A 23,270-nucleotide genomic window follows, 5' to 3' on the forward strand; every position below is an offset into this window, starting at 1 on the left:
CGACAAAGGGAGCCGACCGTGGACGACGTCACCGCCGCGCGCATCGCCCGCGCCTACGGCCTGGGCGAGGTCCGCGGCCACCCCCGCGCGGTCCCCGGCGCCTTCTCCCACCGCGTGTGGCGGCTGACCACGGCCAAGGGCCGCTGGGCGGTGAAGGTCTTCGACCGCAGCGTCGACCACGCCCGATCCCCCAGGTGGCCGGAGATGATGGACGAGGCGGTGGCCATCGAGATCGCCGCCGGGCGCGCGGGCCTGACCCTGCCGCGCCCGGTGTTCACCGGCGGCGCCGCCATCGCCGAGATCGACGGGCTGTGCGTCCGCGTCCACGAATGGGCCGAGGGCGCACCCGTGCCGCAGGCCACCCGCGACCCGCTGCTGGCCTCGCGCATCGGCGTCCACCTGGCCACCCTCCACCGCCTCCCGCTGGCCTGCGACCCCGACGCCGCACCCATGGTGGCCACCCACGACGACGCGCACCTGGCCGCGCTCGCAGGGCGCGCCCGGGGGCGCTCCTGGGCGGGCCTGATGCCGGATGCGCGCAGGGCGTGGCGGGTGGTGCGGGAACTGGCCGCCGAGCGCGCGACGGTGAACCGCCCGGTGATCGCCACGCACCGGGATCTGGGGCCCAAGAACGCGCTGACGGCCGCCGGTGGCTTCCCGGTGATCGTGGACTGGGACGTGGCGGGCCCGTGGACGGCCGATGAGGAGCTGGCCGCGGCCTGCCTGGAGTGGTCGGGGGTCAAGGCCGGCGAACCCGGCCGCGCGGCGGCCCGGGCACTGCTGGAGGCCTATGCCGCCGCGGGCGGCAAGGGCCGGGTGAGCGGTGCGGAGACCCTGGCGGCGTGGCTGGTCAAGCACGCCAACTGGACCGAGATGCACCTGCGGCACGCCCTCGACGAGCACGCCGCCCGGCGGGACCTGGCCGAGGAGGCGGTGCCGGGACTGCTGGGCGACCTCGTCCGCTACGCGCAGGGTGTGGAGCGGTGGGCGGGGTGGCTGGGCGTCTAGGGTGGGCGGGTGTCGTCCATCGTGGAGGTTCCCCGGCTGCCCGAGCGGCCCGGCGGCGACCCGTACCGCACCTACCTGGACGCGCTGGACTCGGCGGAGTCGCGGCGATCCATGCGCGGCTGCCTGGACCGCATCGCGCGGCTGCTGACCGGCGATGACAACACCGACGGCTCGGGCCAGCCCTGGCACCTGCTGCGCTACGAGCACACCACCCGCATCCGGGTGATCCTGTCCGAGCAGGGCTGGTCCCCGGCGTACGTGAACAAGCACCTGGTGGCCTTGCGGCGGGTGCTGAAGGAAGCCTGGCGGCTGGGGCTGATGAGCGCCGAGGACTACCAGCGCGCCGCCGACCTGGCCACCGTGGACAACGTGCGCCTCCCCCACGGCCAGCACGTGCCCGCCGAGATCCTGGGCGCCGCCCTGGCCGCCTGCGACGCCGACGAGGGCCCCGCCGGTCGCCGCGACGCCGCGCTGCTGGCGGTGCTCTACTCCACCGGAGCCCGCCGCGCCGAGATCGCCGGGCTGGCCCTGGGCGACTACGACTCGATGGCGCGCTCGTTCACCGTCACCGGTAAACGCAACAAGCAGCGCCTGGTGTACCTGACCTCGCAGGCGGTGGCGCGGGTCGAGGCGTGGCTGGCGGCGCGCGGGCGCGTCCCCGGCGCGCTGTTCGGGGCCATCAACAAAGCCGGGCGGCTGCGCGTCCGCGACGGGGCGGTGGCGGCCATGACCGGGCAGGCGATCGCCGACATCCTCACCCGGCGCCTGGCCCAGGCCGAGGCACCCACCCGCAGCCCGCACGACTTCCGGCGCACCTTCATCGGCGAGCTGCTGGACGCCGGGGTCGACCTGGCCACCGCGCAGGGCCTGGTCGGGCACGCCTCACCGGCCACCACCGCCCGCTACGACCGGCGCCCGGAACGCGCCAGGCGGGCGGCGGTGGACCGGCTGTCACTGCCCGAGGCCAAGCCCCTGCGATAGGGCGCCGGCATTGGCGCGCAGGTAGGCGATGTCGGCCAGGTAGAAGGCGTCGTGGCCTTCGGCGATGTGCCCGGCGAAGGCGGCGTCACCGGCGGCGGCCCGCGCGCGCATGTGCTCCACCAGCGCCTCCAGGCGCAGCGCGGCGGTCTCCACCAGCACCCCGCGGGACGCCTCGTCCAGCCCGTAGGCGTCGGCGAAGAGCCCCAGGCGCCTGGTCTGCCGGAGGATGTCGAATCCGCCCTCGGGCCCGAACGGGTCGGTCAGCGGCGTGAACCGGTAGGCGGCGTAGGCCAGGTCCCACACGCGCGGCCCCGGGTGGGCGGTGTCGAAGTCGATGAGCCCGGCCGGGATCGCCTCGCGGTAGACGCAGTTGTAGGGCGCCAGATCGCCGTGGCAGATCACCTCGGCCGGCTCCCGGGCCGGGAACATCCACGGATGCTCACCGGACAAGCCCACGCTGGCGTCGTGGAAGGCGCGGATCAGGCGCCCGGCCGCCACCAGCGCCTCGTCACCGGAGGCCCAGCCCGGCAGCGGCGGATGCGCCACCCGCCCGTCGAGGTGATCGAGGATCTCCCGGCCCCGCTCGTCGAAACCGTGGACGCGCGGGGCGCCCTTGAAACCCGCGGCCTCCAGATGCCGCAACAGGGCGTGCACGGCCGGGGTGTGCCGCCCGGTGGGGCGGCGCACCGTGTCGCCCACGCGCGAGACCGCGTTCACCCCGCCACCGGCCAGGGCCTCCTCGCTCACCACACCACCGGGGTCAGGTCGGGCTCGCCCATCCCGGCGTCCAGCGGGTAGATGGGCCGCACCACACCGCCATGCCCCAGGCGCACGATGTCCTGGTCGACGCCACCGGGGGTCAGCGCCAGGATCCAGTCGGCGGCGGCGTCGAACAGATCGGGCACCAGGTACCCGATCTTGACCACGACCGCGTCGACGGCGGCGATGTCCAGGCCGAGCTCGGTGAAGTCGGAGACGTAGTGGTAGGGCTTGCGGCGAGAGGTCAAGATCGCGTGGACCCCGCCGGAGGTGACCACCGCCAGATCGCCGCCGGTGGCATCATCGCGCAGGATCGAGGTCACCGTCCCCGACAGCGGCACACTCGCACCGCCCGCGTAACCCAGCGCGCCGCCGACCTCGACGTCCACGCGCCCGCCCAGCCCGGCCGCCACGCACACCGCCACCGCCTCCGGCGCCACCACCGACGCCCAGATCGCGCTCTTGTCACCGGCGGCCAGCCCGGGGTGGGCCAGCAGGCGGGTCAGGGTGTACGGGACGTCCCCGGAGCCACCGGCGGTGGGGTTGTCACCGGAGTCGGAGATGAAGAAGGGACGCTCGCTAGACTCCATCGCCTCGGCGATGGCGCCGTCGGCGTCGGCGGTGCGGGTGGAGAAACCGAAGTCGCCGCGCGCCTCCCACCAGCCGCGCGCCAGTTCCCGCGCCTTGGCCGCGATCAGACCGGCGTCGGTGCCGGTGACCAGCACGGCGGCCTTGCAGCGCGGCTCATCGGCCCAGGCGTAACCGATCCAGATCGCGGCGTCGATGACCCCGTCGAGGGCCTCGATGGCCGGAAGGGCCCCGTAGAGGCCCTTGGCCGGCTCGTCACGGGTGCAGGCCTTCTCCCCGCCCAGCAGCACCGGCACCGTCACCCACGCCTTGCGGGGACGCACGCCCTCGCGCAGGCACGCCACCAGGTTGTCCTGGGCGCGCTGCATGGTCAGCAGCCAGTCCTCGTGCGGCGACATCCGGTGCGAGGTCGCCAGGTCCAGGTTCTCGGCCAGCTTCCGCGAGACGTTGCCGTGCGGGTCCATCGACGCCGACACCAGCACATCGGGGCCCACGATGGCGCGCACGGCCTCGGCGAGCTCGCCTTCGGCGTCGGTGACGCCCTCGACGCTCATGGCGCCGTGGATGTCGAGGTAGACCCCGTCGAGGGGCTCGGCGGCGTGGGCGGCGGCCAGGCGGTCCAGGAGTTCGGTGGAGATCTTCTTCCAGAACTCGGCGGTGACGGCGCCGCCGGGCAGGGCGCGGGCGTGGACCAGGGGCACCCACCGCGCGTGGGGGGACAGTCCGGTGGGCAGGGCGTCGTAGCGGGCCAGCAGGTCGGCGTCGCGGGTGACGGTGAAGTCGGCGTCGGCGGCCCGGTGGGGGCTGAAGGTGCTGCTTTCGATGTGGACGCCGCCTACGGCGATGCGCGGGGAGGTGATCATGGCCCGTGACCTTACTCGCGGGCGGGGCCGCGCGGAAGGGGTAACTGTCAGGGAGCCTGCGTGATGAGTGCGGGCAGGATCTGCGCGTGCGCGTCCATGATGGACATCCCCGGCAGGGCGGCGGTCTCGATCCAGGAGGGGCCGCTGGTGGCGCCGTCGGGTTCGGCGCGCAGGCGACCGCCGGTGACCTGCACGGCGTAGACGAAGAAGACGCAGTGGAAGTCGGCGCCGCGCACGATCTTGTGTTCGCTGCCCACGTGCAGCAGGTCCGGTCCGCTCACGCGCAGGCCGGTCTCCTCGGCCAGTTCGCGCACCACGGCCTCCTGCGGGTGCTCGCCGTGTTCGACGCCGCCGCCGGGCAGCATCCACTGCCCGGGCGCGTCGTGGAGGCCGCGCCCGGCCCGGACCATCAGGATCCGCTCGCCCTCGCGGGCCAGGCCGTAGGCGGCCACGCGCTGGATTCGCTTCTTTTTGAGGAACGCCACGCGTCCAGGATGCCCTGCTCCGGCCGGCGGCGGGTACCGTGCAGGACGTGCTGAGAGTGTCGACGGTGAACGTGAACGGGGTACGGGCGGCGGCCAAGAAGGGCCTGGTGGAGTGGCTTTCGGCCACCGACGCCGACGTGGTGTGCCTGCAGGAGGTGCGCGCCACGCCCGAGGAGTGGCCGGCGGAGGTGCTGGCCTCGGCGGGCTGGTTCCAGGCGACCGCCTCCTCCTCGGCCAAGGGCCGCGCGGGGGTGGCGGTGCTCACCCGACTAGAGCCCTCCCGGGTGCAGGTCGGGTTCTCCTCGGCGGAGTTCGACGAGTCGGGCCGCTACATCGAGGTCGACCTGCCCGGGGTGACCGTGGCCAGCCTGTACCTGCCCTCCGGTGAGGTCGGCACCGCCCGCCAGGAGGAAAAGGAGCGCTTCTGCAAGGAGTTCCACGCCTACCTGCTGGCCCTGCGCGACCGCGCTCTGGCCGAGGGCCGCGAGGTCGTGGTCTGCGGCGACTGGAACATCGCCCACAAGGAGATCGACCTCAAGAACTGGCGGACCAACCAGAAGCAGGCCGGGTTCACCCCCGAGGAGCGCGCCTGGCTGTCGACGGTCTTCGACGAGGCCGGTTACGTCGACGTCTTCCGTGAGCTGCACCCCGAGGGCCCGGGTCCCTACACGTGGTGGACCTACCGCGGCCGCGCCTTCGACAACGACGCCGGCTGGCGCATCGACTACCACATCGCCACCGCCGGGCTGGCCGCCAAGGCCGTCCACGCCGAGGTCGAGCGCGCGGCCGAGCACGCCGCCCGCTGGTCGGACCACGCCCCGGTCAGCGTCCACTACGACGTGTGAGACAGCAGCAGCCCGGCCGCCAGCCGCGCGACGACGTCGCGCCAGGCGAGCCGGGCCCGCTCGGCGCCCTCACCGGTGCCGGTCTGGGTCAGCAGCAGGCGTGCGCCGCCGGTGCCCTGCGCCAGTTCCCAGCGCACGTCCCCGCGCTCGGCGCCCGAGGCGTCCCGCCAGCGGTAGCCCAGGTGGAAGGGCGCCTCGACGCCGGTGACCGGCCCGGCGAGCAGGCCCGGGGCCAGGAACCCCGGCGGGACCGGCTCCCCGACGTCGGTGAAGGACGGCTCGCCCAGGTGGGCCCAGGTCGCCTCCACGCTCGCCGGAAGCTGCCGCTCTACGCGGACCTTCCAGCCGTCCCCGTCGTCTTCGGCCACGCCCTCGCCGAGTGCGAACATCGCCGCGAAGCGCTCGTGGTCGGCCGCCCACGCGGTGTTCTCCACCGGCGCCAGCCCGTGCAGGGACCCCCGCAGCGCCGCCGCGCACGCCGTCCAGCCCGCGGCGAAACTGGCCGCGCCGGGCACGTCGTCGAAGGTGTGCCGCAGCGACAGGACCCCCTCGGGTGAGACCTCCCAGCGCAGCAGGTCGCCACCCCACCCGTAGGCCAGCACCGAGCCCTCCACGCGTTCGGTGACCTTGCCCTCGGCCGGTTCCCCGGGGTCGTCGGGGAAGCGGAAGACGATGACGTCGCCGTCGATCTCGGCGCGGGCGGGGAACCACTCGGCGAGCCGGTCGGCGTCCACCAGTGAGCGCCACACCTGCTCGGGCGGGCGGTCCATGGGCCACGACGCGGTCAGGACACCCCGGCCGCCGGTGATGGTGAAGGTCTCGTTCATCACGGGACCATACCCAGCGTGGCGGGGTCCCACTCCCGTTCCGCTCCCACCGGCGCGGCCTTGACGGTCAGCCCGCCCGGAGGGCGGCGATGACCTCGGCCAGCCGCGGCGGCTCCAGGCTCTCCACGCCCGCCAGCTCCTCCAGGGGCGTCCAGCGGGTGTCGACCAGCTGCTCGTTCTCGTAGTCCAGGCGCCCGGCGCCGTCCAGGGCGGGCTCGTCGGTGGCGAAGCAGGCCAGGAAGAACGATTCGGTGCCGACGAAGTTCTTGCCGGCCCAGATCACGTCGCGCTCGACGGCGACACTGGCCTCGCCCACCGCCGCCGGGTCCAGGCCGGTCTCCTCGGCCAGTTCCCGGCGCGCGGCGGTCAGGTCGTCCTCACCGGGATCGACGCCGCCGCCGGGCGGCTCCCACAGCGTGTTCCCCGAGACCGGGTCGCGCCAGCGCATCAGCAGCACGCGCCCACCGGCGTCCAGGCACACCACGCGCACGGCGCGGCGAAAGATCGTCTCCATGCCGCACACGCTAGTCCCGTGGCCCGCGTCATATTTATGGGCGACCGGCGGCCTCTAGCCTTCTGCCATGACCGAGATCCGAACCGCCGTCCACGACGACGTTCCCGGCCTGGTGGAGTGCTCCATCGGGCTGTTCAGCGAGGACGCCGGGACCCGTGACCCCACCATGAACCTCGACTGGCCGCGCACCAACGCCGCCCAGTCGCTGACCGAGGGCATCGGCGACCCCGAGCGGCTGATCCTGGCCGCGATCCGCGACGGGCGCGTTGTGGGGTCCCTGACCGGGGACGTCGCCCAGGCGAGCCACATGCGACCGATCCGGCTGGCGACCCTGCGCAGCATGTACGTGCGCCCCGAGGCCCGTGACGGGGGCGTCGGTTCGGCGCTGGTGGAGGCCTTCCGCGCCTGGGCGCTCGACAAGAAGGCCGACCGGCTGGCCGTCACCGCCTACGCCGCCAACGACGACGCGATCCGCTTCTACCGGCGCAACGGCTTCGCGCCCCACCACCTCGTCCTGGAGGCTCAGGTCGAGGCCACGTAGACCACGTCGGCCGGGCCGCGCGGCACCGGGACCTCGATGACGCGCACCGCGGCGAACCGCTCCCGCAGCCGCTCCTCGAAGGCCTCCGACGCCGAGGCGCTCCAGAACGCCGCCGCGCCACCGGGCGCCAGCCGCGAGCACACCAGCCCCAGCCCGTCCCCGGTGTACAGCTCGGCGTTGGCCGGGGTCACCGTCCAGTCGGGACCGTTGTCGATGTCCAGGCAGATCGCGTCGAAGGCGCAGCCCTCGGGCGCCTGACGCAGCCACGCCAGCAGATCGGCGCAGACCACCGTCACATCCGGGCTGCGCACCGCCCCGGCGGAGAAGTCGGCGAGGTGAGAGGCGTGCCAGGCGATCACCGACGGCTCGCACTCCACCACCGTCACCCATCCCACGCGGGGATGACGCGCGGCCTCGGCGAGGGAGAAGCCCACGCCGAGGCCGCCGATCAGCATCCGCGCGCCATCGCCCTTGACCGCCTCCACGGCCGCGCGCACCAGGACGCGCTCCGACTCCCCGTTGCGGGTGTCCATCAGGAACACCCCGTTGCTGATGATCTCGAAGTGCCCGTCGACTCGACGCAACACCAGCTCACCCTGACGTCCGTGAACGCGCGCCAGAACCACCGCACCACTCCGTGACATAACACACAGCCTACGAGTCGCCGAACTCGTGCAACTAACGCGGGCCCCGCGGTGTTCTGTTCAACGTGAGCCGACCTGACGATCCCGTCCCCATCCTCGACGCGCTGCGCGAGGACCTCGACACCGGCTTCGCGGGCCTCTACGACGCCTACCGCGTCTACGTGCACACCGTCGCCCTGCGCGCCACCGGCTCGCCCGCCGACGCCGAGGACCTCACCGCCGAGACGTTCCTGCGCGCCTACCGGTCGCTCATCTCCACCCGCCCGCCCGACCTGGACACCCTCCAGCCCCGGGCCTGGCTGCTGACCATCGCCCTCAACACCCTCCGCAACGACCGGCGCACCAAGGCCCGCAAGCCACCGCCCGGGCCGCTGGACAACGCCCCCGACCGCTGCGACCCCACCCAGAACCCGGCCCGCGCCGCCGAGCAGAATGAGACCGCCCGTGAACTGGCCGCGCGCTTGGCGCTGCTACCCGAAAGGCAGCGCGAAGCGGTCGTCCTGCGCCACGTCCTCGATCTCCCGATCGCCGAGATCGCCCAGGTCCTGGGCGTGCCCGAAGGCACCGCCAAATCCCATGTCTCCCGCGGCCTCGCCGCGCTCCGCGTCCATCACAGGGAGGCCGTCAATGCCGCTCGATGACCTCGAACAGGCCCTCGCCGGGCTGGCCGCCGCGCCACCGGCCCGCGTCTTCGACCGCATCACCGCCCGCTGGACCCGCGCCACCAGCCCCCTCGGCGACGTCGACGTCGCCTACACCGAACACGGCGTGGCGTGGCTGCGCCCGGCGGCCCTGGGCACCCTGGCCGAGGAGTTCAAGGCCCGCTTCGCCCGCCCGCTGCTGCGCACCGACCACCCCCCGGCCGCGCTCACCGACGCCCTCGCCACCGGTGACGGCGGCGGCCTGGATTACGACCTGACGTGGCTGACGCCGTTCGCGTCCTCGGTGCTGAGCGCGGCGCGGACGATCCCGCGCGGACAGGTCAGGCCCTACACCTGGATCGCCGAGCGCATCGGCAACCCCAAGGCGGTGCGCGCGGTGGGCAGCGCGCTGGGCCACAACCCCGTCCCGCTGCTGATCCCCTGCCACCGCATCGTGCGTGCCGACGGCCTGGGCCAGTACATCTTCGGCGTGGACGCCAAGACCACGCTGCTGCGCGGTGAGGGCGCCATCGAATAAATACCGGGGCGGGCGGGCGCGGACGTCTACCATGCAGCGGTGGACCACGCACCCGCCCCCGAGTTCGCCACCGAGCGCCTGCTGCTGCGCCGGTGGCGGGAATCCGACCGCGAGCCGTGGGCCGCGATGAGCGCCGACCCCGCGGTCATGAAGTACTTCCAGTCCACCTTGACCCGTGCCCAGTCCGAGCTCTTCGCCGAGCGCGTCGAAGAACGCTTCGAGCAGAACGGCTTCGGGCTGTGGGCGCTGGAGGTGGCCGCCACCGGTGAGTTCATCGGCTTCACCGGCCTCAACCCGGCGACCTTCGAGGCGCCGTTCACCCCGGCCCTGGAGATCGCGTGGCGCCTGGCGCGCCCGGCGTGGGGGCACGGGTACGCCACCGAGGCCGCGCGCGCCTGCCTCGACTTCGCCTTCACGACGCTGGGACGCGAGGAGATCGTGGCGTTCACCGCCACCGTCAACACCCGCTCGATGGCGGTGATGGAGCGGCTGGGCATGGTCCGCGACCCCGGTGACGACTTCGACCATCCGATGGTGCCGCCCTGGACGCATTCGCACCTGGTGCGCCATGTCCTGTACCGGATGCGGTCTGCGGATTGGACACCCCGTGGATGAGGCCCTGGCACTGCTGCGAGCCCGCTACGGCCGGCACGAATGGCGGCCGGTCACCGAGGGCCGGTCCGGCGCGGGCGTCTTCCACCTGAGCGGTGCGAGCGACCTGTACGTGAAGATCGGGGCGCCGCCGCTGCATCCCGACCCCGGTTTCGACGTGGCCGCCGAGGCACCGCGCCTGGACTGGCTGGCCCGGCAGGGCCTGCCGGTGCCCGAGGTCGCCGACACCGGGCGGGTCGGCGAGTGGACCTACCTGGTGACCACCGCCGTCGCGGGCGTGCCCATGTCCCCGGAATGGGAACCGGAGCGGCTGCTGGCGGCGGTGGACGCGGTGGCCGACCTCGCGCGCGTCCTGCACGCCCTGCCCGCCGACGCCTGCCCCTTCGACCGCGGCCTGGCGGTCACCGTCCCCAACGCCGCCACCGCGGTGGGCCTGGGCGAGGTGGACCTGGGCGATCTCGACGAGGCGCACCTGGGCTGGGACGGCACGCGCCTGCTGGCGTCGCTGGAGGAGCGGCTGGGCCGCGTCCAGGTGGAGGAGACGGCCGTCTGCCACGGCGACCTCACCGACGCCAACGTGCTGCTGGACCCCGTCACGCTCCAGGTCGTCGGCCTCCTCGACGTCGGGCGGCTGGGCGTGGCCGACCGCTACGCCGACCTGGCGCTGATGACGCGCGACCTGGACGACCTGGGCCGGGAGTACACCGACCGGTTCATGTACCGCTACGGGGAGATTCCGGCCGATCCGGAACGAGTGGGGCTCTACCGGCTTCTGGACGAGTTCTGCTGAAACCGCACCCGTTGACCACGCATGTTGTGTTACGAGAATGTTTCAGTACCATGTGGACAATGCTGCGTGTGATCGGAGCGGGCCTGCCCCGCACGGGAACGTCCACACTCAAAGCCGCCCTCCCCATGCTGGTCGGCGGCTCCTGCTACCACATGACCGAGGTCTTCGAGCATCCCGACCACCTGGAGGGCTGGAAGGCCGTCACCGAGGGCGACACAGACCGGCTCGACGGGCTCCTGGACGGCTACACCAGCGCCGTGGACTGGCCGGCCTCGGCGTACTGGCCACAGCTGGCCGAGGCCAACCCCGAGGCGCTGATCGTGCTGTCGGTGCGCGACGACGGCCCCACCTGGTGGGGCAGCATGGACGCCACGGTCATGGCCCAGGCCTACCGCCGCCGGCCCGACTTCGCCCCGCCGGAGTTCTTCGCCATGGCGCAAGGCCTGTGGCGGCACGTCTTCGGTGAGCTCTTCGACGACCCGGCCGCCGGGGTGAAGGCCTACGACGCCTACCTCCAGCACGTGCGCGACACCGCCCCCGCCGGCCGGCTGCTGGAGTGGAACGCCAAGCAGGGCTGGGGCCCGCTGTGCGAGGCCCTGGGCGTGCCGGTGCCCGAGGAACCCCTCCCCCACCTCAACACCCGCGAGGAGTGGGCGCGGCGCCTGGCCGAGGGCGTGACACCGGGCAAGTGAAAAGCCGGTGCTCACGGCGGCGCCGGTGGCCACAATCGAGGCCATGACCCAACCGAGCCGCGACGCCGCCGTGAGCCGCCTGCGCCACCGCTACCCCGCCCACGAGTGGGAACCGGTCACCCTGGGCATGTCCGGCGCCGGGGTGTACCGCCTCAGTGGGCCTTCGCGCCTGCACGTCAAGATCGGTGACGGCGAGGTCGCCGCCGAGGGCGAGCGCCTGGCGTGGCTGGCGAAGGCCGGGGTGCCCGCGCCGGAGGTGATCGAGACCGGTGAGGTCGAGGGGCACGCGTTCGTGGTGACGGTGACGCTGCCCGGGCGCCCGGCCTCCGACCCGTGGCCGCAGGGGCGCAGGCTCGCGGTGGCCGGGGTCCTGGGCGGTTTCGCGCGTGAGCTGCACGCCGTCGCGGTGGAGGGCTGTCCCTTCGACCGGCGGCTGGCGGTGCGCGTGCCGCGGGCCCGTGCCGATGTGGCCGCGGGCCGGGCGGATCCCGAGGACGGTGCGCGGCTGCTGGCCGAGCTCCACGCGCTGCTGGCGGCCGGGCCGGTGGAGGAGCCGGTGGTCTGCCACGGCGACTTCTGCCTGCCGAACGTGCTGCTGGAGGCCGATTCCCTGGCCGTCACCGGGATCATCGACGTGGGGCGGCTGGGTGTCGCCGACCGCTACACCGATGTGGCGGTCATGGCGCGGTCGATCGTCTCCGATCTCAATCCGCAGTTCGGCCCGGCGCACGCCGAGGCGTTTCTGCGCGCCTACGGCGCCCACCCGCCCGACGCGCTGCGGATCGAGCTGTACCGGTTGCTGGACGAGTTCCCCTAGCCGCCGCGAGCGGCCTCGGCCTTGCGCGCGTCGTAGCGGGCGAAGGACGGCACCGCCAGGGCCAGCGCGATGATCCCGGCCAGGCACACCAGGCCGCCGGAGACCAGCGACGCGCCCGTCCCCCACCACGCCGCGGTCGCGCCGGTGCGGATGTCGCCCAGGCGCGGCCCGCCGGTGACGACCACGATGTGGGCGCCCTGGAGGCGTCCCTGCATGCCCGGTGGCGTGCCCAGTTGCAGCATGGTGGAGCGGTAGATGGCCGAGACGGTGTCGGCGGCACCGGCCACCAGCAGCGCGCTCAGGCCCAGCCACAGCCACGAGGTGGCGCCCAGCAGCGCCACCGCCAGGCCCCAGATCGCGATCGAGACGATCACGCCCAGGCCCATCCGCCGCACCCGCGCCACCGCTCCCCCGACCAGGGTCACCGCGAAGGCGCCGACGGCCGGGGCGGCGTAGAGCAGACCGGCGGTGGCCGCGTCGCCGTGGAAGGTCCCGTAGGCCAGGGCCGGGAACAGGGCCCTGGGCGCGGCGAAGACCATGGCGTTGATGTCGACCAGGAAGGTCATCAGCAGCGTCTTGTTCCCGGCCAGGAACCGCAGGCCCTCCAGGACCGACGACAGGCCCGCCGGGCGTCCCCCGTCGCCGGGCGGCATCGACGGCAGCCGCAGCACCGAGTAGAACACCGCCGCGAAGGACACCACGTCGGCGGCATAGGCCCACCCGTAGCCGCCCGCGCCGACGATGACGCCCGCCAGCAGCGGCCCGGCGATCATCCCCGACTGGAAACCGGCCTGCCGCAGGTTGTTGGCCGCCGCCAGCGACGTGCCCGGCAGCAGCTGCGGGATCATCGAGGACCGGGCGGGCGAATCGACCGCCGCCGCCCCCGCCTGCACCGCCACGCACACGAACAGCAGCCACACGTGCGGCGACCCCAGCACCGCCTGCACCAGCAGGACCGCGCTGACGGCCAGCATCACCGTGGAGGTCACCAGCACCAGGCGGCGCCGGTCGACGGCGTCGGCGATGGCCCCGCCGTAGAGACCGAACACCACCAGCGGCACCAGACCGGCGACCCCGATCAGCGACACCGCCAGCGACGAGCGGGTCGCCTCCCACACCTGGAGCGGGACGGCGACCTGCGTGATCTGCGTACCGACCAGTGACACGACCTGCCCGCCCAGCAACCTGCGGTAGGCCGGAGACGACCGCAGCGGCCCCAGATCGGGCGCCACCCGGGCGAGCAGGCCGGGCATCACTCGCGCCAGGCCGGCATGACGTCCATCGCGCGGGCGACCTTGGCGCCGTCGCGTTCGACGAGGTCACCGTGGACGGGGTCGACCAGCGCGGCGTCGACGGCGGCGAAGACGTCCCCGGGCAGCGTCGCCTCCACCGCCGCGGCGTTGGCCGCGACCTGCTCGGGCCGCGAGGCACCCATGATCGCCGAGGCCACCCCGGGCCGGTGCAGGACCCACGCCAGCGCCAGCTGCGCCATGCTCAGCCCCACCTCATCGGCGATGGGCCGCAGCCGCTGCACCGCCTCCAGGACCGCCCGCGACATGTACCGGCTCACGAACAGCTTCCCGCGCTCGGTGGTCGCCCGCGACCCCTCGGGCACGCCGTCACCGGGCGGGTAGCGCCCGGCCAGGACGCCCTGCGCCAGCGGCGACCACACGATCTGCCCCAGCCCCAGCCGCATACTGGTGGGCACGACCTCGGCCTCGGGGACCCGCCACAGCATCGAGTACTGCGGCTGGCTGGACACCAGCGGCACCCGCAGCTCCCGCGTCAGCGCGTGCGCGGCCTCGATCTGGGCCGCCGTCCACTCCGACACGCCCAGGTACCCGACCTTGCCCTGGTGGACCAGGTCGGCGAAAGCGCTCATGGTCTCCTCCAGCGGCGTGTCGGGATCGAAACGATGCGCCTGGTAGAGGTCGATGTGATCGGTGCGCAGCCGCCGCAGCGACGCCTCGGCCGACTCCATCACGTGCTTGCGGGACAGCCCGCGGTCATTGGGGCCGTCCCCGGTGGGCAGGGCGACCTTCGTGGCGATGACCAGCGACTCGCGGCGCACACCGGCCAGGGCCTCGCCCAGGGCGCGCTCGCCGGCGCCGAAGTCGGGGTTGCCGTAGACGTCGGCGGTGTCGAAGGTGGTGACACCGGCGTCCAGGGCCGCGCGCACGCACGCGGCCAGCTGGGAGGGGTCGGCACCGGCGAGCCAGTTGCCGAAGGTGAGGGCGGAGATCTTGAGGCCGCTGCTGCCGAGGGAGCGGAACAACATGGGGTGGGAACCGTCCAAATGTAAGGGGGAATTGACGCCTAGGGACATTACACCCGTTCGGTTCGGCGGGAAACGTGAAAACCCGCCGCGCTCAGCGCGGCGGGTTTTCGTGGAACACGCGGGTCAGCTGTTGCCGTTGAGGGCGACCACCAGCAGCACGATGAAACCGAGCACGAGGATGCCGGCCACCGCGATCGTGGCCACCACCGCCGGTTCCTGGTGCCAGGCCTTCTTGGCCACCGGCGGCTTGACCGGCTGCTGGACCACCGGCGGCGGCACCACCCGGGGCTGCACGATCGGCGGCTGCGGCGCCGGGCGCATCACCGGCTGCGGCTGAGGCTGCACGGGACGAATCGGGGGCTGCTGCATCACCGGCGGACGCGGCGGCTGCTGCGGCGGCGGGCCGCTGACCGGGCGGTTGGGAATCACCGCCGGACGCGCCGGGCCCGACACCGGCGGGCCCACCGGGCGCGCCGGAGCCGCCCCACCGGGACCGCCCACGGCCAGCACGCCCTCGACCACGACCGTCTCGGGCTGCTCGATGGTGCGCGGTGCCACGCCCATCTCCTTGTGCAGCAGATGCGCCGCCAGCGGGATGCGGCTGGAACCGCCCACCAGGAAGATCCCCACCAGGTCCTTGGGCGTCAGCCGCGCCGCGGCGATCGCGCGGCCCATGCACTCCACGGTCCGCTCCAGGTGCGGGCGGGCCAGGTTCTCGAACTCCTCGCGCGTCAGGTGCGCGTCGACGTCGAGGGCCGGCAGGTGGATGTCGGCGCTGGCGGTGCGCGACAGCATCTCCTTGGCGCCGCGCACGTCCTCGTACAGCATCCGCCGGTAACGGCGGTCCTTGTCGTCGACGGGGTTGATCAGCTTCTGCCACACCGCCGGGTTGGACGCCCCGTAGGTCTGCCCCAGGTGCTCCACGATCGAGTGGTCGAAGTCCAGGCCACCGACGTCGTTGAGGCCCTCCTCGCTCAAGACCTCGAAACCGGTCTGGGTGCGCCGCACGACCGTGGCGTCGAAGGTCCCGCCGCCCAGGTCGTAGATCGCCAGCGACCGGCCCACCGGCACCGAGGTGCCCAGCACGGTCGCGAAATAGGACGCCGCGCCCACCGGCTCCGGAATCAGCTGCGGCTTGGGCAGGCCCGCGATGTGGGCGGCCTCGATCAGCAGCGACCGGCGCCGCTCACCCCAGCGCGCGGGATGGGTCATCCGCAGCTGCTCGGGCTGGCCGCCGATCTGGCGGCGGGCCTCGGTCAGGATCTGCTCCAGGACATAGGCCATCAGCCTGGGCACCGCGATCTCCTGGTCGCCCAGGAACACCGAACCGTCGTCGATACGCCGCTTCGGGTTGGGCTCGAAGCGCGACGGGTCGACGCGGGCGTTGCGTTCGGCGTCGCGGCCGACGAGCATCCGCCCGTCGGGGGCGAGGTACACCGCCGAGGGCTGCAACGGCGAACCGTCGAACAGCAGCGGCCGCGTACGCCCATCGGGCATTCGCAGGATCGCCACCGTATTGGAGGTACCGAAGTCAATACCGAGCACGCGCATCCGAGTTATCTCCTTCCCCGACCGCACACCATACTGCCTACCGTCACACCCGCTGGGAGTCGGCCGTGCGGGTGGCCTCACCCGACACCCACCGCGACGTCACCGGAACGTTCTGAAGTGGACACGCCGGGTTCGACAGGCCCGGGATACTCGTAGCCATGCCACACCGGCCCCGCCCGCACCCGTACCTCGACGCCCCCCACCCCATCGCCTTCGCCCACCGCGGCGGCGGCGCCCAGGGCGACGAGAACTCCTCGGCGGCCCTGGCCCGCGCCGCCGAGGCCGGCTACCGCTACATCGAGACCGACGTGCACGTGTCCACCGACGGCGTACCGGTCCTCTTCCACGATCCCACCCTCAAACGCCTCACCGGCGACCCCCGCCGCGTGGAGGACCTCGCCTGGCCCGACCTGGCCGCCATCCGCCTGAGCGGCGAACCCCTCATCCCGCGCCTGGACGACGTCCTGGGCGCCTGGCCGCACATCCGCTTCAACATCGACATCAAAACCGACACCGCCGTCGAATCCACCCTCGCCGCCCTCAACGCCACCAACAGCCTCGACCGGGTCTGCATCGGGGCGTTCTCCGACGCCCGCCTCGCCCGCGTCCGCAAAGCCGCCGGACCGCGCCTGGCGACCTCCATGGGCCCCAAAGAAGTCGCCCGCTTCAAACTCGCCTCCCTCATGCCGCGCTCGCGGCGCGGCGGGGTGGCGGGAGCGGTGGCGTTGCAGGTCCCGGTCCGCTCGGGACCCATCCGGGTCGTCGACCGGCGCTTCGTGGCCCACGCCCACGACCTGGGTCTTGACGTACACGTGTGGACAGTGGACGATGCCCCCACCATCAACGCCCTGCTGGACCTCGGCGTCGACGGCGTCATGACCGACCGCCTGGACGTGCTCAAAGAGGTCTACACCGCCCGCGGCCTATGGCCTGACCCCACCCCCATGGACGGTATGCCCGCATGAGCACCATCGAGGCCGGTTACGGCTCCAGCACCCGGCGCGAACGCACCGGCTGGTACATCTACGACTGGGCGAACTCGGCGTTCTCCACCACCGTGGTCACCGCCTTCCTCGGTCCCTACCTGACGGCGATCGCCAAGAACGGCGCCGACGCCAACGGTGAGATCTCGGTGCTGGGCTGGCACATCCCGGCCGGTTCGCTGTGGCCGTACGTGACCAGCCTGTCGGTGATCCTGCAGGTCCTGGTGCTGCCGGTGACCGGCGCGATCGCCGACCGCTCCCGCCGCAAGCGCCAGCTGCTGGGCCTGCTGGCCTACACCGGCGCGGCGGCCACCACGGGCCTGGTGTTCCTGACCGGCTCGCGGTTCCTGCTGGGCGCGGCCCTGTTCCTGGTCGCCAACGTCGCCCTGGGCGCCTCGGTGGTGGTCTACAACTCGTTCCTGCCGCAGATCTCCAGCGAGGAGGACCGCGACGCCGTCTCCAGCCGGGGCTGGGCCATCGGGTACCTGGGCGGCGGGACGCTGCTGCTGCTGAACGTCGCGGCGGTGCTGGTGTGGAGCGACCACCAGGGCGAGGTGGCGCGCTGGTCGCTGGTGTCGGCGGGCCTGTGGTGGGCCGGTTTCACCACGATCACCGTCAAACGCCTGGTCAACCGGGAGCCGGTACTGGGCGAGCACCCGCGCGGCTCGGTGCTCACCGACGGTTTCCGGGAGTTCTTCCGCACCCTCAAGGGCATGCGCGCCTACCCGCTGACGCTGTTCTTCCTGATCACGTTCCTCATCTACAACGACGGCATCCAGACGGTGATCGCGCTGGCCGGGCAGTACGGCTCGGAGGAACTGGGCTTCGACAACACCGTGCTGATGCCCACGATCCTGCTGGTGCAGTTCGTGGCCTTCGCCGGGGCGATGGCGCTGGGCAGGCTGGCCAAGTCGATCGGCGCGTGGAAGACGGTGCTGGTGTCGCTGGCGGTGTGGGTGGTCATCGTGGTGGCCGCCTACTTCATCCCCGCCGGGAACGTGGCGATGTTCCTGGCGCTGGGGGTGTCGATCGGGTTCGTGCTGGGCGGCTCGCAGGCGCTGTCGCGCTCGCTGTTCAGCCAGCTGATCCCCAAGGGTCACGAGGGCGAGTACTTCGGTCTCTACGAGATCAGCGACAAGGGCACCAGCTGGCTGGGGCCGCTGGTGTTCGGGTTCACCTACAGCGCGACCGGCTCCTACCGGTGGGCGATCGTGTCGCTGATCGTGTTCTTCCTGGTGGGCTTCGCGCTGTTGTTCTTCGTGCCGATGCGCAAGGCGATCGCCGCGGCGGGCAACACCCCACCCGCGCGTCTGTGAACCGGCGGCTGCCCATAGGCTTCCTGCCCGTGACGGCGCGCTTGAAGTTCTATTACGGACCCATGGACTGCGGTAAATCCACCCTGGCCCTGCAGATCCACCACAACCACACCCGTTCGGGACGCAGGGGCCTGCTGCTGACCCGTCACGACCGTTCGGGGGGCGCGCGCATCACCACCCGCATCGGGCTGGCCAAGGAGGCCACCGAGCTCACCGACGGCGATGACCTGCGGGCGGTGGCCCAGGCCACCGGCGCCGACTACGTGATCTGCGACGAGGTGCAGTTCTACCCCGCCGAGCACGTGGAGCAGATGGCCGACCTGGTCGACTGCGACGGCGTCGACGTCTACGCCTTCGGGCTGGCCACCGACTTCCGCTCCAAGCTGTTCCCGGCGACCCGGCGGCTGCTGGAGCTGGCCGATGAGGCGCTGCGGTTGCAGGTGGAGGTCCTGTGCTGGTGCGGGGCGGAGGGGCAGCTGAACGCGCGCGTGGTCGACGGGCGCATCGCGCGCGCCGGGGAGCAGGTCGTCATCGGCGACACCGACTCCTCGGCGGTGCACTACCAGGTCCTGTGCCGCAAGCACTACCGCTCGGGTGAGCTGTCGCTGACGCCGATGGCCGAGGCGATGGCGTTAGACCCGGCTAGTGGATGCCCGCCATCAGGCGGCTGAGGTTCTTGACCAGCCCGAAGGCGGCCACGCCCAGCAGGACCGAGGCCGAGCCGAGGATCAGGAAGTACTGCCACTGGTCGATGACGGTGGCCAGGCGCCCGACCTGGCCGCCGATGGCGTCGCCGACGGCGGTGGACAGGAACCACAGGCCCAGCATCTGCGCGGTGTAGCCGCTGGGGGCCAGCTTGGTGGTCGTGGACAGCCCCACCGGGCTGATGCACAGCTCGGCGGTGACCTGCAGCGCGTAGGTGGCCACCAGCCACAGCGGTGAGACCTTCTCTCCGCCGACGGCGGCCAGCGCGGCGAACATCATCACGATGAACGACAGGCCGTTGAACACCAGGCCGAGGGCGAACTTGGCCGGGGTGCGCAGGCGGTGGCCCAGCCGCAGCCACACCACCCCGGCGATGGGCGAGCCGATGATGATGAAGATCGGGTTGACCGCCTGCAGGGTGGCCGCCGAGATCTCCCCGACCACCGGCAGGTCCAGGTCGGTGGAGTTCTCGGCGAACAGGTTCAGCACCGACCCGGCCTGGTCGTAGATCAGCCAGAACGAGGCGGCGAAGATGAACAGCCACACGTAGGCCTTCAGGCGGGAGCGCTCGACGTCGCTGATCTGGCGGTCGGCGAACATCTTGGTGAAGTAGAAGATCGCGATGCCGATCGGGACGATCGTCAGCAGCGCCAGGACGGTGTTGACCCGCAGCCATCCCAGCAGCGCCAAGACCACCGCCAGCACCGCCACCACGCCCACGGTGATCCCCACGGCCTTGGCGACCTTGGCGCCCTCGCCCTCGGCGAGGGGCTTGGTGGGCCGCGCGCCGATCTCGCCCAGGCCCTTGCGCCCGGCCACGTACCAGATCACCGCGATCGTCATGCCCAGCCCGGCCACGCCGAAGGCGATGTGCCAGTCGCCGTTCTTGCTCAGCGCGCCGGTGACCAGCGGCGCGATGAACGCGCCGATGTTGATGCCCATGTAGAACAGGGAGAACCCGGCGTCGCGGCGCGGGTCGTCCTTGCCGTAGAGGTTGCCCACCATCGCCGAGATGTTGGGTTTGAGCAGCCCGGTGCCCAGCACGATCAGGACCAGGCCCAGGAAGAACGTGCCGTGGGTGGGCACCGCCAGGCTGTAGTGGCCCAGCGCGATGACCACACCGCCCCACAGCACCGAGCGCCTGGGCCCCAGCAGCCGGTCGGCGATCCAGCCACCGGCGATCGGCGTCAGGTACGCCATGCCGGTGTAGACGCCGTAGAGGGCGGTGGCATCGCTCTGCGACCACCCGAAACCGCCGTTGGCCACCGAGGCCGACAGGAACAGCACCAGGATGGCGCGCATCCCGTAATAGCTGAACCGCTCCCACAGCTCGGTGGAGAACAAGGTCGCCAGGGCCCGGGGATGCCCGAAGAAGCCCCGGTCGGCGCCGGGTTGGAGCTGTCCGTTCTGGGCCACTGCGCACCTCCTGGACGCCGATCATAAGCGGACCGACGGTCATCAACCGGTATTTAGTGGACGTAGGCGGTGGCGAGCGCGCTGACCGCCGCGCGCATCCGCCCCACCGGGACGCCGGCGAACCCCGCCACCAGCGCCGGGCGGTGCCCCGGCGCGTACGACGACAGCGCCGTCACCGCCACCCCGCAGCCCTGGGCGCGGCGGGCCACCGCGGCGTCGTCGCTGCCCTCGGGCAGCCGCAGCAGCACGTGCAGCCCGGCGTCGATGCCCTCCGGCACCGCCTGCGGGAACAATTCCGCCAGGGCCGCCAGGAACGCGTCGCGCCGCCGCCGGTACTCCGCGCGCGTCACCCGCAGGTGCCGGTCGTAGCCGCCACCGGACAGGAACCGCGTGAACGCCGCCTGGTCCAGCCCGCCGGCGCCCCGGCAGCGCAGCCACATCCGCCGCGCCAGGTCGGCGTGCCGCGCCACCGGCACCACCAGCCACCCCAGCCGCAGCGCAGGCGCCAGGGTCTTCGACACCGTCCCGGAGTAGACCACGTGCTCGGGCGCCATGCCCTGCACCGCGGCCAGCGCCGGACGGTCGTAGCGGTACTCGGCGTCGTAGTCGTCCTCCACGATCAGCCCGTCGCGCTCACGCGCCCAGGCCACCAGGGCCCGCCTGCGCGCCGCCGACAACGCCACGCCCAGCGGATAGTGATGCGCCGCGGTGACCACCACCGCCCGCGCCCCGGTGGCCGCCAGCGCCGCCACGTCCAGCCCCTCGCCGTCCACCGGCACGCCCACCACCTCCAGCCCCGAGCGCGCCAGCAGCTCCCGCTGCCCGGCCCCGCAGGGATCCTCCACCGCGATCACCCCGTGCCCCTCCTCGCGCAGGTGCCCGGCCAGCAGCCCCAGCGCGTCGAAGGTCCCGTGGGTGACCACGATCCGCTCGGCGGAGGCCTCCACCGACCGCACCCGCCCCAGATACCCCGCCAGCTCCGCCCGAAACTCCCGCGAACCGGCCGCCTCGGGATACCCCAATGCCGCGTCGGGGACCTCGGCCAGCGCCGCGCGCACCGCCCGCAGCCACGCCGCCCGCGGGAACGCCGCCAGCGACGGCAGGCCCGGCGACAGGTCGAACCGCGCCCGCGCGCCCCCCGGTGCCGCTCCCCCGCCCGCGCCGGGCGCGGCCAGCTCGGCCACCCGCGTCCCCGAGCCCCGCACCGCCACCAGGTACCCCTCGGCGGCCAGCTGCCGGTACACCGCCGTCACCGTCCCCCGCGCCACCCCCAGCTGCCCGGCCAGGTCCCGGCTGGACGGCAACCGCGTCCCCGGCGCCAGCACGCCCCGCCGGATCCGCTCCCGCAGCAGCCCCTCCAGCGACCGCCCGCGCCGCCCCTCCACCGGCAGCGACAGCTCCCGCAGCACCTCCTCCACCCGCGCACCCCTCCCGAAGTGGACCAGCCGAACCGGCCATGAGTGGCCCTGATCATTGGGCCGCAGCGGATCTAGCTTCGCAGCATGCCACAACCCCGCACCACCCTGGCCGTCCTGCTCACCGGCGTCTTCATCCTCGGCGCCAACACCACCCTGGCCGCCGTCGCCCTCCCCGCCATCGCCACCGACCTCCACCTCACCGGCTCCACCCAGATGTGGATCGTCAACGCCCACCTCATCGCCTTCACCGCCGTCCTGCCCGCCGCCGGGCGCCTCGGCGACCACCGCAGCCCCAAGCGCCTCCTCACCACCGGCCTGGCCCTGTTCACCCTCACCGCCACCGCCGCGGCCCTCGCCCCCGGCGGGACGTGGCTGATCACCGCGCGCGTCCTGCAGGGCGCCGCCGCGGCACTGGCCACCCCGCAGGCCCTGACGATCCTGGCCCGCACCCACCCCGCCGCCCGGCGCGGCCGCGCCTTCGGGGTGTGGGGAGCGGTGGCCGGGCTGGCGGTGGCGGCCGGTCCGTCCCTGGGCGGCGCGGCCATCGGCGCCGCCGGATGGCGCGCGGCCTTCGCGGGCCTGGCCGCCACCGCCGCCCTGGCCGCCCTGCTGGGGGCGCTGCTGCTCCCGGCGACCCCGCCCCCACCTGTCACGCCACGTGCCAAGGGCGTCGCCCGGATGCTGCTGCGCACACCGGGATTCGTGCTCATGGCCGCCGTCTCGGCGGCCCTGTCGACGGCCGTGGCGGCGATGGTCCTGCTGACCACCGGGCACCTCCAGGCCGCCGACGGGCTCTCCCCCGCCACAGCCGGAGCCCTGGTGGCCATCGGCCCGGCCGTCTCGGTGCCCTTCGCGCCCCTGTCGGGACGCCTCACCGACCGCCGCGGCCCCCTCCCGCCACTGCTGGCCGGACTCGCCCTGATGATCGCCGGGCTGGCCGGGCTGGCCACCGGACTGGGCTCCACACCGATGACGATCGCCTCCATCGCGGTCTTCGGCGTCGGCATGGGCGTGGTCTTCGCCCCACCGGGAACCCTCGCCTTCGCCCTCGTCCCCGCCGGCGCCGCCGGAGCCGCCGGCGGCGCCCTGACCACCCTGCGCACCCTCGGCTCGACCCTGGGCGCGGTCACCGTGAGCACCCTGCTGACCCGCACGCTGCCCGGCGGCGTCCTGGCCGCCGACCCCGAACACACCCCGGCCATCTCGGCGGCCGTCCGCGCCGCCTTCGCCGTACCCTTGGCCGCACTGGTCCTGGCCGGGCTGGCCTGCCTGCTGATCCGGCGACGGCTCGATGGTGTGCCTGATCACCCCGGTTCTTCACACGTCTTCGCGCGCCCCTCGGCGCCCCCGGTGTCCGCGTCGCGACAGTCACCGCGCTGACCTGCGCATACACTCCATGGGGCGTGGGTATGACGATCAACGTCACAACGGGTGCCGCGCAAAGCGCCGGAACGGACG

General features: G+C 73.1%; 25 protein-coding genes. 14 read left to right on the forward strand and 11 right to left on the reverse strand.

Annotated features, from left to right (window positions below; translation table 11 throughout):
• Positions 1-18: 18 nt before the first annotated feature.
• Complete coding sequence (locus QSK10_RS17920; RefSeq protein ID WP_285663980.1) at positions 19-1,008, forward strand: phosphotransferase; 990 nt, start codon at positions 19-21, stop codon at positions 1,006-1,008.
• Positions 1,009-1,017: 9 nt separating this feature from the next.
• Positions 1,018-1,989 (forward strand): tyrosine-type recombinase/integrase, encoded by a 972-nt coding sequence (locus QSK10_RS17925; protein ID WP_285663981.1) that lies wholly within the window; start codon positions 1,018-1,020, stop codon positions 1,987-1,989.
• On the opposite strand, the gene QSK10_RS17930 is transcribed toward QSK10_RS17925, so the two are convergent.
• From QSK10_RS17930 to QSK10_RS17940, 3 genes are read right to left on the reverse strand one after another with little or no spacing between them, the layout of a single operon-like run.
• A complete protein-coding gene (locus tag QSK10_RS17930; protein ID WP_285663982.1) occupies positions 1,960-2,736 on the reverse strand; it encodes a phosphotransferase in 777 nt (258 codons plus the stop codon). The two genes, QSK10_RS17925 and QSK10_RS17930, sit on opposite strands and share 30 nt — an antisense overlap.
• Positions 2,733-4,199 carry a M81 family metallopeptidase gene (locus QSK10_RS17935; protein ID WP_285663983.1) on the reverse strand — a complete coding sequence of 489 codons (1,467 nt, stop codon included), beginning with the start codon at positions 4,197-4,199 and terminating at the stop codon, positions 2,733-2,735. Before QSK10_RS17935 ends, QSK10_RS17930 begins: the two co-directional genes overlap by 4 nt.
• A 47-nt stretch (positions 4,200-4,246) precedes the next feature.
• Positions 4,247-4,684, reverse strand: coding sequence for an NUDIX hydrolase (locus QSK10_RS17940; RefSeq protein ID WP_285663984.1), 438 nt, complete (start codon positions 4,682-4,684; stop codon positions 4,247-4,249).
• 47 nt (positions 4,685-4,731) lie between these two features.
• Here QSK10_RS17940 and QSK10_RS17945 point away from each other — a divergent pair, with 47 nt between their 5' ends.
• Positions 4,732-5,529 (forward strand): exodeoxyribonuclease III, encoded by a 798-nt coding sequence (locus QSK10_RS17945; RefSeq protein ID WP_285663985.1) that lies wholly within the window; start codon positions 4,732-4,734, stop codon positions 5,527-5,529.
• Here QSK10_RS17945 and QSK10_RS17950 read toward each other — a convergent pair.
• Both QSK10_RS17950 and QSK10_RS17955 read right to left on the reverse strand, forming a co-directional pair.
• Positions 5,517-6,356 (reverse strand): SRPBCC domain-containing protein, encoded by an 840-nt coding sequence (locus QSK10_RS17950; RefSeq protein WP_285663986.1) that lies wholly within the window; start codon positions 6,354-6,356, stop codon positions 5,517-5,519. The genes QSK10_RS17945 and QSK10_RS17950 overlap by 13 nt on opposite strands.
• A gap of 67 nt (positions 6,357-6,423) precedes the next feature.
• Positions 6,424-6,870: an NUDIX domain-containing protein gene (locus QSK10_RS17955; protein ID WP_285663987.1), complete on the reverse strand. Its 447-nt coding sequence runs from the start codon at positions 6,868-6,870 to the stop codon at positions 6,424-6,426.
• Positions 6,871-6,937: 67 nt separating this feature from the next.
• Here QSK10_RS17955 and QSK10_RS17960 point away from each other — a divergent pair, with 67 nt between their 5' ends.
• Complete coding sequence (locus tag QSK10_RS17960; RefSeq protein ID WP_285663988.1) at positions 6,938-7,411, forward strand: GNAT family N-acetyltransferase; 474 nt, start codon at positions 6,938-6,940, stop codon at positions 7,409-7,411.
• On the opposite strand, the gene QSK10_RS17965 is transcribed toward QSK10_RS17960, so the two are convergent.
• Complete coding sequence (locus QSK10_RS17965; RefSeq protein WP_285663989.1) at positions 7,393-8,055, reverse strand: spermine/spermidine synthase domain-containing protein; 663 nt, start codon at positions 8,053-8,055, stop codon at positions 7,393-7,395. The two genes, QSK10_RS17960 and QSK10_RS17965, sit on opposite strands and share 19 nt — an antisense overlap.
• A 65-nt stretch (positions 8,056-8,120) precedes the next feature.
• Between QSK10_RS17965 and QSK10_RS17970 the strand changes: the two genes are divergently transcribed.
• Genes QSK10_RS17970 through QSK10_RS17995 form a run of 6 tightly spaced genes read left to right on the forward strand, consistent with a single transcriptional unit; the run spans position 8,121 to position 12,145 of the window.
• The gene (locus tag QSK10_RS17970) at positions 8,121-8,696 is read left to right on the forward strand and encodes an RNA polymerase sigma factor (protein WP_285663990.1); all 576 of its coding nucleotides are present in this window, start codon (positions 8,121-8,123) and stop codon (positions 8,694-8,696) included.
• Positions 8,683-9,234, forward strand: coding sequence for a methylated-DNA--[protein]-cysteine S-methyltransferase (locus QSK10_RS17975; RefSeq protein ID WP_285663991.1), 552 nt, complete (start codon positions 8,683-8,685; stop codon positions 9,232-9,234). Before QSK10_RS17970 ends, QSK10_RS17975 begins: the two co-directional genes overlap by 14 nt.
• A gap of 39 nt (positions 9,235-9,273) precedes the next feature.
• Entirely contained in the window at positions 9,274-9,849 is a 576-nt protein-coding gene (locus QSK10_RS17980; protein WP_285663992.1) for a GNAT family N-acetyltransferase, read from the forward strand.
• On the forward strand, positions 9,842-10,636 hold the full coding sequence (locus QSK10_RS17985; RefSeq protein WP_285663993.1) for an APH(3') family aminoglycoside O-phosphotransferase: 795 nt from the start codon (positions 9,842-9,844) through the stop codon (positions 10,634-10,636). Before QSK10_RS17980 ends, QSK10_RS17985 begins: the two co-directional genes overlap by 8 nt.
• A 59-nt stretch (positions 10,637-10,695) precedes the next feature.
• On the forward strand, positions 10,696-11,328 hold the full coding sequence (locus QSK10_RS17990) for a sulfotransferase family protein (RefSeq protein ID WP_285663994.1): 633 nt from the start codon (positions 10,696-10,698) through the stop codon (positions 11,326-11,328).
• Between the two features lie 43 nt (positions 11,329-11,371).
• Positions 11,372-12,145: an APH(3') family aminoglycoside O-phosphotransferase gene (locus QSK10_RS17995; protein WP_285663995.1), complete on the forward strand. Its 774-nt coding sequence runs from the start codon at positions 11,372-11,374 to the stop codon at positions 12,143-12,145.
• Here the strand turns inward: QSK10_RS17995 and QSK10_RS18000 are convergent.
• The 3 genes from QSK10_RS18000 to QSK10_RS18010 all read right to left on the reverse strand — a co-directional run bounded on the left by QSK10_RS18000 (position 12,142) and on the right by QSK10_RS18010 (position 15,974).
• The gene (locus QSK10_RS18000; RefSeq protein WP_285663996.1) at positions 12,142-13,398 is read right to left on the reverse strand and encodes an MFS transporter; all 1,257 of its coding nucleotides are present in this window, start codon (positions 13,396-13,398) and stop codon (positions 12,142-12,144) included. The two genes, QSK10_RS17995 and QSK10_RS18000, sit on opposite strands and share 4 nt — an antisense overlap.
• Positions 13,398-14,423 carry an aldo/keto reductase family protein gene (locus tag QSK10_RS18005; RefSeq protein WP_285663997.1) on the reverse strand — a complete coding sequence of 342 codons (1,026 nt, stop codon included), beginning with the start codon at positions 14,421-14,423 and terminating at the stop codon, positions 13,398-13,400. The genes QSK10_RS18000 and QSK10_RS18005 overlap by 1 nt, the downstream gene beginning before the upstream one ends.
• 123 nt (positions 14,424-14,546) lie before the next feature.
• Positions 14,547-15,974 (reverse strand): Hsp70 family protein, encoded by a 1,428-nt coding sequence (locus QSK10_RS18010; RefSeq protein ID WP_285663998.1) that lies wholly within the window; start codon positions 15,972-15,974, stop codon positions 14,547-14,549.
• Positions 15,975-16,132: 158 nt separating this feature from the next.
• On the opposite strand from QSK10_RS18010, the gene QSK10_RS18015 reads away from it, so the two are divergent.
• From QSK10_RS18015 to QSK10_RS18025, 3 genes are read left to right on the forward strand one after another with little or no spacing between them, the layout of a single operon-like run.
• Entirely contained in the window at positions 16,133-16,939 is an 807-nt protein-coding gene (locus QSK10_RS18015; protein WP_285663999.1) for a glycerophosphodiester phosphodiesterase family protein, read from the forward strand.
• Positions 16,936-18,273: an MFS transporter gene (locus QSK10_RS18020; protein ID WP_285664000.1), complete on the forward strand. Its 1,338-nt coding sequence runs from the start codon at positions 16,936-16,938 to the stop codon at positions 18,271-18,273. The genes QSK10_RS18015 and QSK10_RS18020 overlap by 4 nt, the downstream gene beginning before the upstream one ends.
• A gap of 23 nt (positions 18,274-18,296) precedes the next feature.
• Positions 18,297-18,944, forward strand: a complete 648-nt coding sequence (locus tag QSK10_RS18025; protein WP_285664472.1) for a thymidine kinase — start codon at positions 18,297-18,299, stop codon at positions 18,942-18,944.
• Here QSK10_RS18025 and QSK10_RS18030 read toward each other — a convergent pair.
• Positions 18,916-20,394: a peptide MFS transporter gene (locus QSK10_RS18030; protein ID WP_285664001.1), complete on the reverse strand. Its 1,479-nt coding sequence runs from the start codon at positions 20,392-20,394 to the stop codon at positions 18,916-18,918. The two genes, QSK10_RS18025 and QSK10_RS18030, sit on opposite strands and share 29 nt — an antisense overlap.
• Before the next feature lie 53 nt (positions 20,395-20,447).
• Positions 20,448-21,812 (reverse strand): MocR-like pyridoxine biosynthesis transcription factor PdxR, encoded by a 1,365-nt coding sequence (gene pdxR / locus QSK10_RS18035; protein WP_285664002.1) that lies wholly within the window; start codon positions 21,810-21,812, stop codon positions 20,448-20,450.
• 84 nt (positions 21,813-21,896) lie between these two features.
• Between pdxR and QSK10_RS18040 the strand changes: the two genes are divergently transcribed.
• Positions 21,897-23,192 (forward strand): MFS transporter, encoded by a 1,296-nt coding sequence (locus QSK10_RS18040; protein WP_285664003.1) that lies wholly within the window; start codon positions 21,897-21,899, stop codon positions 23,190-23,192.
• Positions 23,193-23,270: the final 78 nt, after the last annotated feature.

The sequence above is a fragment of the Actinorhabdospora filicis genome (genome assembly GCF_030269765.1).
Taxonomy (GTDB): Bacteria; Actinomycetota; Actinomycetes; order Mycobacteriales; family Micromonosporaceae; genus Actinorhabdospora; species Actinorhabdospora filicis.